Genomic DNA, 14,781 nt, shown 5'->3' with positions numbered 1-14,781 from the left:
ACGTATCCCTGATCGCTGCGACGAGGCCGATGCTTTGATCGCGGCGACATCGAAGGAAATGGGCAAGGCGGCCGCAGCCGGCCACCATCTCTCCCGCGGCTGCGTAACCTAGGACGTAGGCTGGTGCCAGAGGGGTGGCAGACGACCGATTGATAAGGTCTGGGGTCCCATTACATCCATCGCGGAGCCAGACCAAACACCGCCGACGGCGGAAATGATCGGCTCGGGCTTGGGACGCGGTCCTGCGATACTTGTCACAGGATGCCCTCTTGCTGCGCGAAATACACAGTCCTCACGCTGGGTCGAAAACCCAGGCTACGGGCAAGAGAACTGTCTACGTGCAAGTACCACGGATTTGGTAGAGGCTCGGACATTGATTCCAACCGGTTACCCAGCAGGCCCGCGAGCTCGTAGATGGAGGAGGGCGCCTCGTCCGCAACGTTCACGACGCGCCGATCAAACGCACCGTCCAGCGCAAGCTTGATCGCCTTGGCGATGTCGCGATGGTGAATCGTGCTCATTCGTTGCGCAGGATGCCAGGTGCCGACGTATTTGGGAAGAGATTCGAGATGTCCGTCGCCGTCGCCATACACGAATGGAAACCGGACGATGGACCACTTCAAACCGCTTTCGCGCAGTTCCTTCTCTGCGGCCACCTTGCTCGCCGGATAGGCGTGCTGTGGATCGACCGGGTCGTCTTCTCGTCCCGGATGCGGATTGTCGTTGTTGTAGACATGGCTGGTGCTCGACATGATGAACCGGGCGTCGGGAGCGTGAGCCTTTGCAGCGGCAATCAGGTTGCGCGTCCCATCGAGGTTGCTTTTCCAGATGAGATCGGTGTCCTGGGTACGAAAGACGGCGGCCAGGTGCACAATGGCGGAAACGCTGCGGACGGCGTTGGGGAGGGTTGAAGGGTCGAGAATGTCGCCCGTCGCGGCCTCTACACCCTCAGGGCAGGTTTTGCCCGCCCGGAACAAGACACGGCAGGCAAAGCCCGCCTCCACCAGCCGGGGAAGAAGTCGTTTGCCAACGAGCCCGGTGGCTCCGGTGATCAATATGGTCATTTGCTCAGTCCTTTCGCAACAGATTTTGCAGCCGTTCGGTCGCCGATTGCAGGACACGGATGGTCGTGGCCAGCTCGGCCTCATCGACGCCGCCGAAAGCAGCTTCGTGAATGAAAGAAAGATCGGGAAGCTTGCGCCACAGCGCCTCGCCTGCGGCTGTCAACGTCAGCAGACGCTGGCGCTGATCTTCGCCGCTCGAGGTCTGCTCGACCAGGTCTTTACGAACCAGAGTGGCGATGATCCCGCTTAAGGTTGCGCGTTCGAGTTCGAGGGCGCCCCCGAGATCACGCTGAACGGACGGGCCTTTATGCGCAAGATGCCAGAGCACGTACCATTGCGTGGATCCCAAATCGTAAGGCCGCAAGGTCGCGTCCATGAGGGCGCGGCCCGCGAAGTAACACCGCTTCGTCCATGCTGCCACGGAAAGGTTGGCATCGGCCTCATCCCGCATATGAACGCCTCTTTATTTTGTTTGCTACCATACAACAATCGCAAGGTAGCAAACGAATGTCAAGACTGAATGTGCGCCGGCCCCCGGTGCCGGCTCTAGAGATGCTCGCCAAGGAAAGTGCGGATGATGGCTGCGATCTCGGTCGCATGTGTTTCCAGCGCGAAATGGCCGCGCTACTCGCGACAGACGTGCTGGTGCGGACCGAGGGGCGCCACCTTGATGACGGCCGTCTTCGACGAAAGCGATGCGATGGAGCGGGCAATCCAGGCGACCATCCGCGATGCGGCAACGGCCTTAAGGTAACGGTGGCCCTCGAGGGGCCGCATCGACTTGGCCGCGCCCGGTAGTGCCTGTCACGACAGCGATGTCATGGGCGGGCGCTATCGCCACCGCTTCACATGGTCGACGAGTGCCCGAAGTTTCGGAGCGAGATTGCGCCGGCTGGGATAGTAAAGAAAAAAGCCGGCAAAGGGAGGGCAATACTCCTGAAGGAGAGGGACCAACTGACCGGATTCGACATAGGGTTTGAAGGTGTCCTCCATCCCAAAGGTGATGCCGCCGCCAGCACAGGCTATGCGGATCATAAGCCACATGTCGTTGGTGGTGATCTGAGGGTCGACAGCCACGTCGAACTCGCGCCCATGCTGGCCGAACTCCCAGCGATAAGGTGCGCTGTGGGGAGCTGGACGCCAGCCGATACACCGATGGGCAGAGAGTTCCGAAGGATGCTCGGGCTTGCCGAAACGTTCAATGTAGGACGGGGCGGCGAAGGCGCTCTGACGCTGCTCGCCCGACACCGGAACGGCAATCATATCCTGATCAATGACTTCGCCCAAACGTACCCCCGCGTCATAGCCTTCCGCGACAATGTCGAATTCCTCGTCCGTGACGGTCACGTCGATCTGAACGGCGGGAAATGTGTCCGCGAAACGCGCCAGAAGCGGCCCTGAGATGAACTGCTCGGCGATGGATGACACCGCCAGCCTCAACAGTCCGCTTGGTGCGCTGTCGCGGTCCGCCGTCGCGTCGAGCGCCAGTCCGACTTCGGAAATAGCTGGCGCCACCCGCTGATACAGTCGTTCGCCGGCCTCTGTGAGGCTGACACTGCGCGTGGTGCGCTGCACGAGCGCGACACCCAGCCGATCTTCGAGACGGCGGATGGCCTGGCTGACCGCTGGCCGTGTGACGCCCAAATTCTCCGCGGCCACGCGAAAGCTCCGCGCTTCGGCGACTGCCAGGAAAACAGAAATGCCATTCAGGTCGATTGTCATTGGTTAGAATTAGTTACCATGGTGGTCATCATTGGGCAAGTTGTTCGTTCTCATCGACGCGTCTACCTTGGGTCTTACAACTAGGGGACAGTCGACATGACGCTTGATCATTACAAACTTCTTGGACGGTCGGGCTTGCGCGTTTCGCCGTTGAGCCTCGGTACGATGACCTTCGGTTCCGAATGGGGATGGGGGGCGGACGGCGACGAGGCCCGCCGCATCTTCGATCTCTATCTCGATCGGGGCGGCAACTTCATGGACACGTCGGTAAATTACACCGACGGCCGCGCGGAGCGCCTGCTCGGGACCTTCATCGGCGACAAGCGCGAGCGGATCGTTCTAGCGACGAAATTTACGATGTCGCGCGAACCGGGCAACCCGAACTCCGGAGGCAACCACCGCCTGAATATGGTGCGGTCCGTCGAGCAGAGCCTGACGCAGCTCGGCACCGATCGCATCGACCTCCTTTATCTCCATGCATGGGACATGACGACCCAGCCGGATGAGGTCATGCGGGCGCTCGACGACCTCGTCCGGTCCGGGAAAGTCCTCTATCTCGGCATCTGCAACGCACCCGCATGGCGGGTTGCACAGTTGCAGACGCTCGCCGACTTTCGCGGCTGGTCTCCTTTCGTGGGGCTGCAGATCGAATACAGCCTCGTGGAGCGGACCGTCGAGCACGAGCTTCTGCCTGCGGCTGCGGCTTTGGGCCTCGGGGTGCTTCCATGGTCGCCGCTCGGCGGTGGCGTGCTCACGGGCAAATATTCCCTTGCCGACGTCGAGGATTCGCAAGAGGCGACCGTGTCTGCCAGCCGGAAGGGTGTCATCGCTTCGTCCGGGCATCTGAACGGACGTGCGATCGAAATTGCGGACGAGGTTCGAGCCATCGCCGAAGAGGCCAACTCCACACCATCGCGCGTGGCGCTTGCCTGGACACTGACCAATCCGACCGTCGTCTCCCCCATCATCGGCGCCCGCACGCTTGCCCAGGCCGAGGACAATCTCGGAGCTCTGGATCTGGTGCTTACACCGGAACAACTGGATCGTCTGAACCGGGTCAGCGCACCGAGCCCCGTCTTTCCCGCTCGCTTCACGCAACGTCCCCTCGTCCAGCAACTGATCTTCGGCGGCGCCGCAGTCGAACGCCGCGACTGACCGTGGAAACGACATGAGGCCTGTCGACGGTGCACTCAGCTTCATTGCCGGTCGATAGGCCCCCAGCAAACCCTCAGCAACAGGAAAGGACCGATACCATGACCATTCTCCCGACATACGACCGGGTCGCCGGCCGGAGCCGTGCAGCTCTGATCACACTGGCGTTGCTGTCGCTCGGCCTGCCGGGCACAACGCTTGCCAACACCGCGGCGACGCAGGTGCAGGTTTCGGATCATGCCGCAATTGAGCAACGGAACAAGGGTATCGTCGAAGCCGCCTTCGAAAAATGGCGTGGGGGCACCTATGTCTTCGCGGAACTTCTCGCTCCTGACGTCGTCTGGACGATCCATGGCTCCGGGCCGGTCGCCGGAACCTATCGCAACCAGAAGGACTTCATCGAACAGGCATCGCTTCCTCTGACGAGCCGCCTCGCGACGCCTGTCCTGCCGGAGGTGCACGACATCTTTGCCGACGGCGACACCGTCATCATCCGCTTCGACGGAACGGCGACTACGACGTCGGGCGCGCCTTATCGCAACCAGTTTGTCTGGATATTCGAGATGAAGGGAGGCCTCGTCGTCAATGCGGAAGCCTTCCTGGACCTCGTTGCCTATCAGCAGGTCGTCGACAACAACGCCCCGCGTACCCAATGACAGGCGCCCGGCTTCGGCAGGCAGGCACGTCTGCCGAGCCGCCAGCGCGCATCCATGCGCGACCTCTCCAGACCGACAGTTTCAACGTTTAATGGAGCCAAACCATGCGACCGGCATTTGCAGCACTCGTGGCCGCCACCCTTTCGTTTCAACCCACAGAAGCACAGGAGACCAATTTGCAGCCGAACCATCCATACGTCGGCATGTGGGTCACCGACGACAACCGTGTTCGCCATGAACTTCTGCCGAACGGACGCTATGTCGAGGCCCGCGGACAGCGCGAGCGAGCCTATGAAGGCCGCTACGAAGTCGACGGGACGCATATCGAGTACTGGGACGACACGGGTTTCACTGCCGACGGCGATTTCGTCGATGCCAACACATTGCACCATGGCGGCATGATCTTGCGACGCAGGCCAGCGAGGCCCTGACGTACCGGGCGAGCGTCCGCGATGCGGCAACGGCTTCCGGTGCCGCAGGTCTTCTTGAATCCATGCAAGAGGGTCGGCCGCACCATTCACCATCGCGACGTATCGGTTCTGTCCACTTGTCTCAATATATCGATGAAGGCCCGGAGCGGGGATGGGACGTGCCGGCTGCGCGGGTAATAGAGCGCCAGCCCCGGTGTCGCTGGGCACCAGTCATGGAGCACGGTCACGAGTTGACCGGATCTTAGAAACGGCTGAGCGAAGTGCTCGGGGACATAGGCGATGCCGCGCCCGTCTACCGCTGCCTGCACGAGAAGATCATTGTCATCAAGGGTGAGATTGCCCGGGACGTCGACCGCGATTTCAGCGCCGCGTCTGGAAAACTCCCAGCGATAGCGCTTTCCGCCGGGCAGGCGTTGGCGGATGCAGCAATGCGCATGCAGGTCATCCGGCGTGTTCGGTGTCGCTTTCCCGTCCATATAGGACGGCGCTGCCACAGCGATAAAGCGCACGTCGCCTCCGAACTTCACCGCGACCATGTCTCGCGGGACGGCCTCCAGTAGGCGCACGCCAGCATCGAAACCCTGCTCCACGATATCGATGAGCCGACCTTCCGAAACCAGATCAAGCTCGACATCGGGATAGAGATCGAGAAATCGCGGCACGACGTCGGTGAGCAGGATGCGGGCACCGCTCTTGTTCGCATTAATGCGCAGTATGCCGCTTGGGGTGCCGCGTTCCTCCGAGAGGGTATCGAGCGCCTGATCGAGATCCTGAAGAACCGGGTCGAGGCGCGCGAGCAGGCGTGCGCCAGCCTGGGTCAGGGAGACGCTGCGTGTTGTCCGGTTGAAAAGCCGGACGCCCAATTTTCCCTCCAGCCCGATGATTGCGTGGCTGAGTGCAGAGCGCGAAACGCCCATGACGTCCGCAGCCCTGCGGAAACTGCGGTGGCTGGCGACCGCCGCGAAAGCGGCCAGATCATTCAGACTGGGACGCGTCATTCGTGATTAATCCTCACCACGTCATCTCATATTGAAGATCTTATATCACCAATGTCGCTGATTTACATTCGGAGATAACAGATGAGGAGTTCATATGCCCAAGACATGGTTCATCACCGGCGCTTCCTCGGGGCTCGGTCTCGAGATGACGCAACAGTTGCTCGCGCAGGGACACAAGGTGGTCGCAACGATCCGTCGCCCAGGGACGCTGACGCAACTCGAGCAGGCATACCGCGAACGCCTGGATGTCGTTCAACTGGATCTGATTGAACCGGAGAGCATTACATCGGCCGTCGAAGGCGCATTCGAGCGTCACGATTGGATAGACGTGGTTGTCAGCAACGCAGGCTATGGCCTCTTCGGTGCGGCGGAAGAGTTGACGGACGAAGAGATCGATCGGCAGATTGCCACCAACCTTGCTGGATCCATCCATTTGATCCGTGCCGCACTGCCCCTTCTCCGAAGGCAAGGCGGTGGACGCATCGTCCAGGTTTCTTCCGAAGGCGGGCAGATCGCTTATCCGGGCTTCAGCCTCTATCACGCGACCAAGTGGGGTATCGAAGGCTTCGTCGAATCCGTCGCACAGGAAGTGGCTCCCTTCGGTATCGACTTCATTATCGCCGAGCCGGGGCCGACTGGCACGAATTTCGGAGCCAATCTCGTCAGTGCAGAATCCATGGATGCCTACGAGGAAACCCCCGTCGGCGCCGTTCGCCGTGCGATCAGCGATGGAAGCTTCGAGATCAAGGGCGATGCGACGCGCACCGTGGCCGCAATCATTTCGGCCTCCGAGAGCGCGGCGCCGCCATTGCGGTTGGCGCTGGGTAGCACGGCCTATTCCTCCATCTCACAGGCGCTTTCCGCGCGCCTGACTGCCCTCGAGGCGCAGAAGGAGGTGGCGAATTCCGCCGACCGGCAGGATCTGTGAACCGCGGCAGGCCCATAAGCGCAGACATCAAAAACAATGGAGACAAGCATGTCCATTCGATCAGCACTATTGGTTCTCGCCCTCGGCATTTCGTCTTCGCCCGCCTTTGCTGAGACCGCCGCAGGAAACCAGGTGATAGGCACGTGGAAGTTGATGTCGGCAACGATTGATCCAGGCGGGCAAGACATTCCGGCCTATGGCGAGAACCCCAATGGTCTCCTTGTCTTCACTCCGGACATGCACTTTTCGGCAGTCATCACCGATGCCGATACCCCGCGCTTTGCCTCCGATGCTCGCGGTGAAGGAACAGACGGCGAAAACCGCATGGCCGTATCACGCAATATCGGGTTCTTCGGCACCTATACCGTTGATGATAACGGCGAATTCAGCGGAAACCGTGTCGAAGGAGCGACATTTCCGAACTGGGTCGGCAGCGTCCGGACCCGTGATGATCTGACGCTGGTCGTTGCCGGCGACCGCATGACTGAAAATTTTCGGCGGCCGGAGGGGACTGAAATCAGGATCGAATGGCAGCGCGTCAAATGAGGCACGAACGGTGGATGGTTCGGACAAGGTCTCGACCTTGCGCCGACGAGCTTCCGCCCTTCGCCCATGACTAAAAACGAAGCTGAGCTATCCGGAGGACAATCCCATGCTCTTCAATCGTCGTTCCATGTTCAAGGCGGGAGCCGCCGCCGTCTTGGCGTTCCCCACGCCTCAGATCATGACACGGGCCGCGTTCGCGGCCGCTCCGCCGAGACCGGAAATCACCAACGGCGGTTTCTACCGATTCATGCTGGGTGAGTTCGAGATCACCGTCATTCTCGATGGCATGCGGACATTCGACGGACCTCATCCGACCTTCGGTGCCGATCGGGACGCCGGCGAGGTCCAGTCTCTGATGGAGGCGAACTTCCTGCCGTCGGATCGGATGATCGGGCAATTCAATCCGGTCCTTGTGAACACGGGCACCGACCTCATCCTGTTCGACACCGGTAACGGGCCTGAAGGCAGGGAGTTTGGCACCGGGCAGCTGGCGAGCCGCATCTAGGAGTCAGGCTATTCACCCTCCGATGTGACGATCGTGGCGATATCTCATCTGCATGCCGATCACATCAACGGGCTCATGGAAGGCGATCGTCCAACGTTCGACCAGGCACGATATGTGGTCGGGCAGGCGGAATGGGACTTCTGGACCTCGGCTGATTTTTCAGAAACTCCGGCTGCCATGCATGCGACGGCCGTTCAAAGGAAGATCGTACCACTCAGAGAGAAAATGACCTTCATTGGCGACAACGCGACAATAGCGCCGGGTGTCACAAGCGTGATGGCCGTTGGACACACCCCCGGGCATATGGCGTTCCTACTGGATTCGGCAGGCCGCAACCTGCTGCTGACCGGCGACACGGTAAACCATTTCGTTGCTTCCCTGCAGAAGCCGGATTGGGAAGTTTCTTTCGACATGGACAAAGGCGCTGCTGCCAGCAGTCGCAAAAGGATCTTTGGTATGCTGGCTGCAGAGAAAATCCCGTTTATCGGCTATCACATGCCCCATCCATCGATCGGCTATGTCGAGCCGCTCGGCGCAGGGTTCCGCTTCGTGCCGGTGAGCTATCAATTTCTGCTCTGACGTGGGTTGGGGTGGCGGATCAGCCCGCGCGACCGGGCGCCGTCACGTTCTGGTCTGCCAGTCGTAGCTCCTCATGTAATCGAGAAACGCACGCATGGCAGCACTCGGAAGGCGGCGATTGGGGTAATAGAGAAACCAGTGCGGCAAAACTGGACTCCAGTCGGAGAGAAGCTCCACCAGCTGACCGCCTTGAACATACGGTTTGGCATAGTCATCGAAGACATGGGCGATTCCTCTGCCGGCCAGTGCCGCTTGCAGTTCATTGTGCGCCGAGCTGACCGTCAGGCGACCTGTGGGTGAGATTTCTATCTCTCCGTTTCCATCGGCAAACCGCCAGGTGACGAGAGTACCGCCAGGAAATCTGCGCTTGATACAGTCATGACTTACGAGATCGTGCGGTACCTGCGGCTGGCCGTGCCTTTTGATGTAATCCGGTGAAGCTACGATTGCATAACGAAGCGCGGGTCCAAGCGGGAGCGCAATCATGTCCTGGGCCAGCTGCCTGCCGAACCTGACGCCGGCATCGAAACCCTGTTCCACGATATCGATGACTGCCGCATCACTGATGACCTCGATCTTCACCTCGCGATAGGTATCCATAAAGTCGAATACCAGCGGGCAGATAAAATGATCGACGGCCGGTGCCGGCGCGTTGATCCTGAGAGTTCCGGATGGGCTATCCCGCAATTCGTCGACCTCTGCGATCGCGAGCCTGATGTCGCTTAACGCAGGTGCTAGACGTTCAAGAAGGCGCTGTCCTGCCTCCGTCGGGAATACGCTCCTCGTCGTTCGATTGAGGAGCCGGATACCCAGAGCCTCTTCCAGGGTATTCATCGTTTGGCTCAAGGCTGATGAAGACACGCCTCGCTCGAGTGCTGCCGCGCGGAAGCCGCCACATCGGACGATCGCGACGAATACATCGAAGCTGTCTAGGCGCACCGGGTCCATTGCGAAGTATTTCTAATCAACTTGATAAACTTTGCACAGATTATCAGATCAATGCGCCCGTGTCATGGTTGGTGGAAAGCTAAACGCCGCACTCTGCCTGCTTCCTTTCACCGGTCATTTCCGGCCCCGTACAACTGAACGAAGCGAGAGAGTGCCTAACGAAGAAGGGAAGACCGATGAATGCCTTCAACCTCAACAGACGCGCTATCATGCTGTCCGCTGTCGCAGGCGCATCAAGCATGCTCATCCCAAGCCTGGGCGGCTCCGGCAGCGCCAATGCCCAGGCCGCGTCCTCGTTGAGCGGCAACGCCGGTCACTACCGCTTCCGCCTCGGCGAGATCAGCGCGACCGTCTTGAGCGACGGCGTTATCGGCGGCCCGCCTCGCGTCTATGCGAGCGACGCGCCCGAGGCGGAGCTTCAGGAGGTTCTGCGGCAAGCATTTCTTTCGACCGACCACATGACGCTCAACCTGAATACGCTTTTGATCGAAACCGGCGGACGGCGGATTCTGATCGAGGCTGGCGCCGGCAAGACGATGGGTCCGAACGGCGGCCGCATCTTTGAAAACCTGGCGACGATCGGCCTCGGTCCCGCTGACATCGATGCGATCGTCATCTCGCACACCCATCCCGATCATGTCGGCAACCTGAGAACCGCAGACGGCGGCAAGGCCTTCCCCCGTGCTACGGTTTTCGTCCCGAAGGCGGACTGGGATTTCTTCGTCCGCACTGATCCGGATCTCTCTTACATGCCCGTGCCGGGGGAATTCCGTCTGCGTTTCGCTGCAGCCATCAAAAGCAGCCTCGAGCCGGTCATGAACGATGTCGAGCTCTACGAAGCCGGTGCCGAGATCGTGCCTGGCCTGACGACGATCGTCGCATCCGGCCACACGCCAGGCATGGCGACCTTCCTTGTCCATTCCGGGAACGACCAATTGCTGCTGACAGCCGATCTTGCCTATCATCCGGTCGTCAATGTCGATAGGCCCTGGCTTCCGGGCCCGGACCGCGACAAGGAGACGGCCCTTGCCTCCCGTCGGCGCATCTTCGACAGGGCGACCGCTGAGCGCATTCCCGTACTCGGCTTCCACTTTCCGTTCCCCGGCCTCGGCCGGATGCTCAAGACGGATGGTGCCTACGCCTGGGTGCCGGCCAACTGGCAGTTTTGACGCCGACGATCGAGAGACAGGAGATACTTCATGGACGAGTCGAAGATCAACCGACGAGGCTTTCTCGGAACAGTGGGGGCGGCGGCAACGGGGCTGGCTCTGGCCGCGTCCGCCACTGCCGTCGCGCACGCCCAGGATACGACGTCTGCGCAACCCCCGTCGGGACTAAACCCGGATGTGCTGACCCGAACCCTGCCCCGCACCGGTGAACGGGTGACCACGCTCGGCCTCGGCACCTTCCTCACCTTTGACCTGAAGCCCGGCGATCGTCGCGACGCGCTTCGTCAGGTTTTCGAACGCTATGTCGCCGCCGGCGGGCGCGTGGTCGATACCTCGCCGCTCTACGGCTCGGCCGAGGTCAGCGTCGGCCAGTTCATGGGCGAATTCGAAGGCTCCGACGAGATGTTCCTCGCCAACAAGGTCTGGGCAACGGGCGAATATCTCGGCGACGAAAGCCACGCGGTGGAAAGCTTCAGGCAGTCGCAGATGCGCACCTGGCGCGACACGATCAATCTCATGCAATGCCACAGCATCACCAATGCGCCTGTTATCATCCCGCTGATGAAATCCTGGAAGAAGGATGGCCTGATCCGCCATGTCGGCGTCACCCATCACGAATCGGCCGCGCAGGAGCAATTGCTGGCGATCGTCGAACGCGACGACGTCGACTTCATCCAGACCAACTACTCGATCTTCAATCGCGACGCCGAGCGCCGCCTGCTTCCGGCCGCCGCCGACAAGGGCGTCGGCGTGCTGATCAACCTGCCGCTTGAAAAGGCGCGGCTGATGAAGGTGGTCGAGGGACAGCCGCTGCCGGATTTCGCGCAGGAGTTTGGCGCGACGAGCTGGGCCCAGTTCTTCCTCAAGTGGGTCATAGCGCATCCAGCCGTCACCAGCGTGCTGTGCGGCACCTCCAACCCCGACCATATGAGCGACAATGTCCAGGCGATGACCGGCCCGCTTCCCGACGAACGCATGCGCGCCCGCATGGTCGCGTATATGGAAACGATCCCCGGCTTCGGCTCCATCGGTTCCATGCCGTGGTATCCCGGCAAGGAGAATATGTATTCCGGTCTAATCCGCGAGGCGCAGGCCAACGCCGTGCGACGACTGCAATGACCGATCACATCCATCCGAGATGCCCGTGAATTCAGGACCTGGAGACTGACCTTGCCCTCAAGCCGAAGATCCCTATTGATCGCATTTCTAACACTGCCTCTGATCCACGCCGCCAGGACCAAGGCATTCGCGCAAGCCGGCCCTGAACTTCCTCTGACCCTGGAATGTCGCGACGGAGACGCCCTCACTCTGGAGCGGGAAGCTGGTCCGTTCTTCAGGCCGAATTCGCCGCGCAATCGCGAACTCCATGCAGACGCCCTCGACGGCGAACGGATAACGGTTGCCGGATTTGTCCTCGACAAGCGCTGCCGGCCGCTCGCCGGAAGCATTGTCGAGATCTGGCATGCGGACGAAAACGGCGACTATGACAGCGTCGGCTTCCGCCTTCGCGGACACCAGTTCACCGACGCGCAGGGGCGCTGGTGGTTCAACACCATCGTGCCCGCGCTTTATCCCGGCCGAACGCGCCATTTCCATTTCAAGGTCCAGCGACCGGGTGGGCGCGTCCTCACTACACAGCTGTATTTTCCCGGTGAGCCCGGAAACGCCGGAGATCGGCTCTTTCACGAGGCACTCCTCCTCGACATGAAGCAAACCGGCGACGGCCGGTTCGGCCGGTTCGATTTCGTCGTTTGAATGAACCAAGTCCGTTTGACCGGAAGGTACCGATAGGATCGGCATCCTCCATTGCAGCAAGTGGGCCAGTTGAGGAGTGCAGTCTGCATGATTGCAGATCACCCAGCGACTGGCGAATGGTGGGGGTAGTAGCTCAGGCGTTGAAGCCGGCGTCTACATTGAGGACCGCACCCGTAATCAGGCTCGCAGCGGGGCCTGCCAGAAACGCGACCGCGCTGGCGACTTCACGGGGCTCGCCAAATCGACCGAGCGAGGTGAGGCTGCGCTGATAATCGGCATTCTCGCCATTGGCAGGGTTCATCTCCGTGTCGGTCGATCCCGGCAGAACGAGATTGACCGTGATACCTTGAGGGCCAAGTTCACGCGAAAGGCCGCGTGTGAACGACAGAAGCGCCGATTTCGACATGGCGTAGGCCGTCACCCCTGGGAATGGGACACGCTCGGCAAGCGAGGAGCCGATGGAGACGATGCGACCTCCTGATGAGAGGTGCGGGATCGCTGCCTGGGCGAAGAGGACTGGCGCGCGAACGTTGACATCAAGCATGGCTTGTAAGTCGGCCAATGGTAGGTCAGCTGTCATCCCAGCCGTTCCGATGCCGGCGCTGTTGACCAGAATATCAAGACCTCCAAGTGTAGCGACAGTTTCGGTGACGGCACGGCTGATGGCTTCCGGGTCTGCGCTATTCGCCTTGATGGCAAGCCCGCGTCGCCCTTTCTCCTCGATTGTTCGGGTCACCGTCGCGGCCCGATCGGCGGAGCGCCGATAGGTAAAGGCGACATCGGCCCCATTCTCGGCAAGCGCAATCGCGATCGCAGCCCCTATTCCCCGCGAGCCCCCGTTCACCAGGGCGCGTTTTCCAAGCAACTCCATGATCATTTCCTTTTATGCAGCAATCGATGCATAAATCGGTAAATCCATTGCAAAGCATCGTCAACGGATTTATGCAGTGGTCGATGCATAATAAAGCTCCACCCCCCCCGGATCTCCCGATGCCGACACGCCCCACCCGCGGTCGGCCGCGGGAATTTGATCGCCTGGCTGCGCTCGCAGCCGCGACAAGGCTGTTCTGGATCAGGGGATACGAGGCGACCTCAATCGCTGATCTGACGGATGCGATGGGGATCGGAACAAAGAGCCTCTATGCGGCCTTCGGCTCGAAGGACGCGCTCTACGCGGAAGCGCTCCGATATTATTACACGACCTACGAGGGATTGGTCTGGACCCGCTTCCGGAAGGCCGCGACCGCGCGGGAGGCGGCTCTGGCATTTCTACAGGATTCCGCCATTGCCATGACGGGTGGAGATTGCGACCTGCCGCATGGATGCATGGCGACGCTCGCCACGGTGGGCCGCGAAGGACATTCCGAACTCGGCGAACTCATGCGAACCACCCGCGCAGGTGGCTTCGATCTCCTCAAGGCCCGCTTCGACAAAGCAAAAGGCGACGGGGACCTCCAGGCCACGGCAGACACGACCAAGCTGGCGAGGTTCGTGCAGACCGTACAAAGCGGCATGGCGATCCGCGCCCGTGATGGAGCGGATCGTACTGAACTCGAAGCCGTTGCCGAGATTGCCCTGGCCGGATGGGACAGCATCATTGCCAACATCGATCATGGGACAAGGGGTAAGGCCTGATCCTCAGCGCGCGTGTGAACCCCCCTGTTCCGGGACCGAGTTCGAGGGTTGACCCGGTTTCCGCAGAAACCTCCGATACGATCAAAGCCGCCAGCGCCCGTCCGGATGGCGTCGCGGCCGCAACCCTGAGCGGTTCGGATAGCCAGGCGTGGAAGAACTGGAGGGTCTCTGGATGACCTCTTCAGCATGCTTGATCCTCCGAGGAGGTCCGGCGCCAAGACCGGCGGCCGCAACTGAATGGTCGGCGCAAGAATACGCGAAAGGCCGTTCGGACTTTATCCTCTCTTCAGCGCTTGTTGCCGTAACGGAAGCGAAAGTTGCCGGATGATCAATGGCGATGGAGAAAGGAAACGCGGCGGTCGCGCCGACGCCCTTACAGCCGATCTCCAAGGCGTGGCATTTGGCAACTGTTAGATCGCTCCTTCTCTGTTTCGTTCCGGGAGAAACGGCTTGCGGCGCTTAACGCGTTGGCAACTAAAGGGATGGCAGCGGAGATTTTTTTCATCGATATCGGAAGATTCTGCAAAAGATATTGGTTTCCTGAAAGACAAATCACTCCGGCCTATGCACCCCTATCGATGCGGCGCTATCCGTTCTGGGGAATCAATCGCGGCACTTGGCGGACCTAACTTTATAGCCGCGAGCGATATCGGGACCCCTGGTTGAGGATAGCTTAATTCGACGAGGGGACTT

General features: G+C 60.6%; 16 protein-coding genes and 2 pseudogenes. 11 read left to right on the top strand and 7 right to left on the bottom strand.

All coding sequences use genetic code 11. The annotated features are described in order from the left end of the window. Positions 1 to 254: 254 nt before the first annotated feature. Both J2046_RS28340 and J2046_RS28335 read right to left on the bottom strand, forming a co-directional pair. Positions 255 to 1,064: an NAD-dependent epimerase/dehydratase family protein gene (locus J2046_RS28340; protein ID WP_210057494.1), complete on the bottom strand. Its 810-nt coding sequence runs from the start codon at positions 1,062 to 1,064 to the stop codon at positions 255 to 257. Positions 1,065 to 1,068: 4 nt separating this feature from the next. Further along, entirely contained in the window at positions 1,069 to 1,515 is a 447-nt protein-coding gene (locus tag J2046_RS28335) for a MarR family winged helix-turn-helix transcriptional regulator (RefSeq protein ID WP_210057493.1), read from the bottom strand. Positions 1,516 to 1,638: 123 nt separating this feature from the next. Between J2046_RS28335 and J2046_RS28330 the strand changes: the two genes are divergently transcribed. Beyond that, a complete protein-coding gene (locus J2046_RS28330) occupies positions 1,639 to 1,818 on the top strand; it encodes a hypothetical protein (protein ID WP_210057492.1) in 180 nt (59 codons plus the stop codon). A gap of 77 nt (positions 1,819 to 1,895) precedes the next feature. On the opposite strand, the gene J2046_RS28325 is transcribed toward J2046_RS28330, so the two are convergent. Beyond that, on the bottom strand, positions 1,896 to 2,786 hold the full coding sequence (locus J2046_RS28325; RefSeq protein WP_210057491.1) for a LysR family transcriptional regulator: 891 nt from the start codon (positions 2,784 to 2,786) through the stop codon (positions 1,896 to 1,898). Positions 2,787 to 2,882: 96 nt separating this feature from the next. Between J2046_RS28325 and J2046_RS28320 the strand changes: the two genes are divergently transcribed. The 3 genes from J2046_RS28320 to J2046_RS28310 all read left to right on the top strand — a co-directional run bounded on the left by J2046_RS28320 (position 2,883) and on the right by J2046_RS28310 (position 5,025). After that, a complete protein-coding gene (locus J2046_RS28320) occupies positions 2,883 to 3,941 on the top strand; it encodes an aldo/keto reductase (protein WP_210057490.1) in 1,059 nt (352 codons plus the stop codon). A gap of 98 nt (positions 3,942 to 4,039) precedes the next feature. Beyond that, positions 4,040 to 4,594: a nuclear transport factor 2 family protein gene (locus J2046_RS28315; protein ID WP_210057489.1), complete on the top strand. Its 555-nt coding sequence runs from the start codon at positions 4,040 to 4,042 to the stop codon at positions 4,592 to 4,594. A gap of 104 nt (positions 4,595 to 4,698) precedes the next feature. After that, on the top strand, positions 4,699 to 5,025 hold the full coding sequence (locus J2046_RS28310) for an Atu4866 domain-containing protein (protein ID WP_210057487.1): 327 nt from the start codon (positions 4,699 to 4,701) through the stop codon (positions 5,023 to 5,025). A gap of 86 nt (positions 5,026 to 5,111) precedes the next feature. Here the strand turns inward: J2046_RS28310 and J2046_RS28305 are convergent, their stop codons facing one another. Next, a complete protein-coding gene (locus tag J2046_RS28305) occupies positions 5,112 to 6,023 on the bottom strand; it encodes a LysR family transcriptional regulator (protein ID WP_210057486.1) in 912 nt (303 codons plus the stop codon). A gap of 94 nt (positions 6,024 to 6,117) precedes the next feature. On the opposite strand from J2046_RS28305, the gene J2046_RS28300 reads away from it, so the two are divergent. The 3 genes and pseudogenes from J2046_RS28300 to J2046_RS28290 all read left to right on the top strand — a co-directional run bounded on the left by J2046_RS28300 (position 6,118) and on the right by J2046_RS28290 (position 8,581). After that, the gene (locus J2046_RS28300; RefSeq protein ID WP_210057484.1) at positions 6,118 to 6,951 is read left to right on the top strand and encodes an SDR family oxidoreductase; all 834 of its coding nucleotides are present in this window, start codon (positions 6,118 to 6,120) and stop codon (positions 6,949 to 6,951) included. Between the two features lie 48 nt (positions 6,952 to 6,999). Further along, the gene (locus J2046_RS28295; RefSeq protein ID WP_210057482.1) at positions 7,000 to 7,497 is read left to right on the top strand and encodes a lipocalin-like domain-containing protein; all 498 of its coding nucleotides are present in this window, start codon (positions 7,000 to 7,002) and stop codon (positions 7,495 to 7,497) included. Positions 7,498 to 7,603: 106 nt separating this feature from the next. After that, positions 7,604 to 8,581 (top strand): annotated as a pseudogene (locus J2046_RS28290) (MBL fold metallo-hydrolase). Between the two features lie 42 nt (positions 8,582 to 8,623). Here J2046_RS28290 and J2046_RS28285 read toward each other — a convergent pair. Beyond that, complete coding sequence (locus tag J2046_RS28285; RefSeq protein WP_210057480.1) at positions 8,624 to 9,529, bottom strand: LysR family transcriptional regulator; 906 nt, start codon at positions 9,527 to 9,529, stop codon at positions 8,624 to 8,626. A 176-nt stretch (positions 9,530 to 9,705) separates the two neighbouring features. Between J2046_RS28285 and J2046_RS28280 the strand changes: the two genes are divergently transcribed. From J2046_RS28280 to J2046_RS28270, 3 genes are read left to right on the top strand one after another with little or no spacing between them, the layout of a single operon-like run. After that, the gene (locus tag J2046_RS28280; RefSeq protein WP_210057478.1) at positions 9,706 to 10,698 is read left to right on the top strand and encodes an MBL fold metallo-hydrolase; all 993 of its coding nucleotides are present in this window, start codon (positions 9,706 to 9,708) and stop codon (positions 10,696 to 10,698) included. A 30-nt stretch (positions 10,699 to 10,728) separates the two neighbouring features. Next, on the top strand, positions 10,729 to 11,817 hold the full coding sequence (locus J2046_RS28275; protein ID WP_210057476.1) for an aldo/keto reductase: 1,089 nt from the start codon (positions 10,729 to 10,731) through the stop codon (positions 11,815 to 11,817). Between the two features lie 51 nt (positions 11,818 to 11,868). Continuing rightward, the gene (locus J2046_RS28270; protein ID WP_210057474.1) at positions 11,869 to 12,453 is read left to right on the top strand and encodes a dioxygenase family protein; all 585 of its coding nucleotides are present in this window, start codon (positions 11,869 to 11,871) and stop codon (positions 12,451 to 12,453) included. Between the two features lie 133 nt (positions 12,454 to 12,586). Here J2046_RS28270 and J2046_RS28265 read toward each other — a convergent pair whose 3' ends face one another. Beyond that, on the bottom strand, positions 12,587 to 13,327 hold the full coding sequence (locus J2046_RS28265) for an SDR family NAD(P)-dependent oxidoreductase (protein ID WP_210057560.1): 741 nt from the start codon (positions 13,325 to 13,327) through the stop codon (positions 12,587 to 12,589). A gap of 116 nt (positions 13,328 to 13,443) precedes the next feature. Here J2046_RS28265 and J2046_RS28260 point away from each other — a divergent pair, with 116 nt between their 5' ends. Further along, a complete protein-coding gene (locus J2046_RS28260) occupies positions 13,444 to 14,088 on the top strand; it encodes a TetR/AcrR family transcriptional regulator (protein WP_210057472.1) in 645 nt (214 codons plus the stop codon). Here J2046_RS28260 and J2046_RS33995 read toward each other — a convergent pair. Further along, positions 14,084 to 14,257, bottom strand: a pseudogene (locus J2046_RS33995) (phospholipid methyltransferase); the annotation flags it as partial. The gene J2046_RS28260 and the pseudogene J2046_RS33995 overlap by 5 nt on opposite strands. Between the last annotated feature and the right edge of the window lie 524 nt (positions 14,258 to 14,781).

Source organism: Neorhizobium petrolearium, from assembly GCF_017873175.1.
GTDB lineage: Bacteria > Pseudomonadota > Alphaproteobacteria > Rhizobiales > Rhizobiaceae > Neorhizobium > Neorhizobium petrolearium.
The sequence above is the reverse complement of the archived record's forward strand: the minus strand, read 5'-3'. Positions and strand labels throughout refer to the sequence as shown.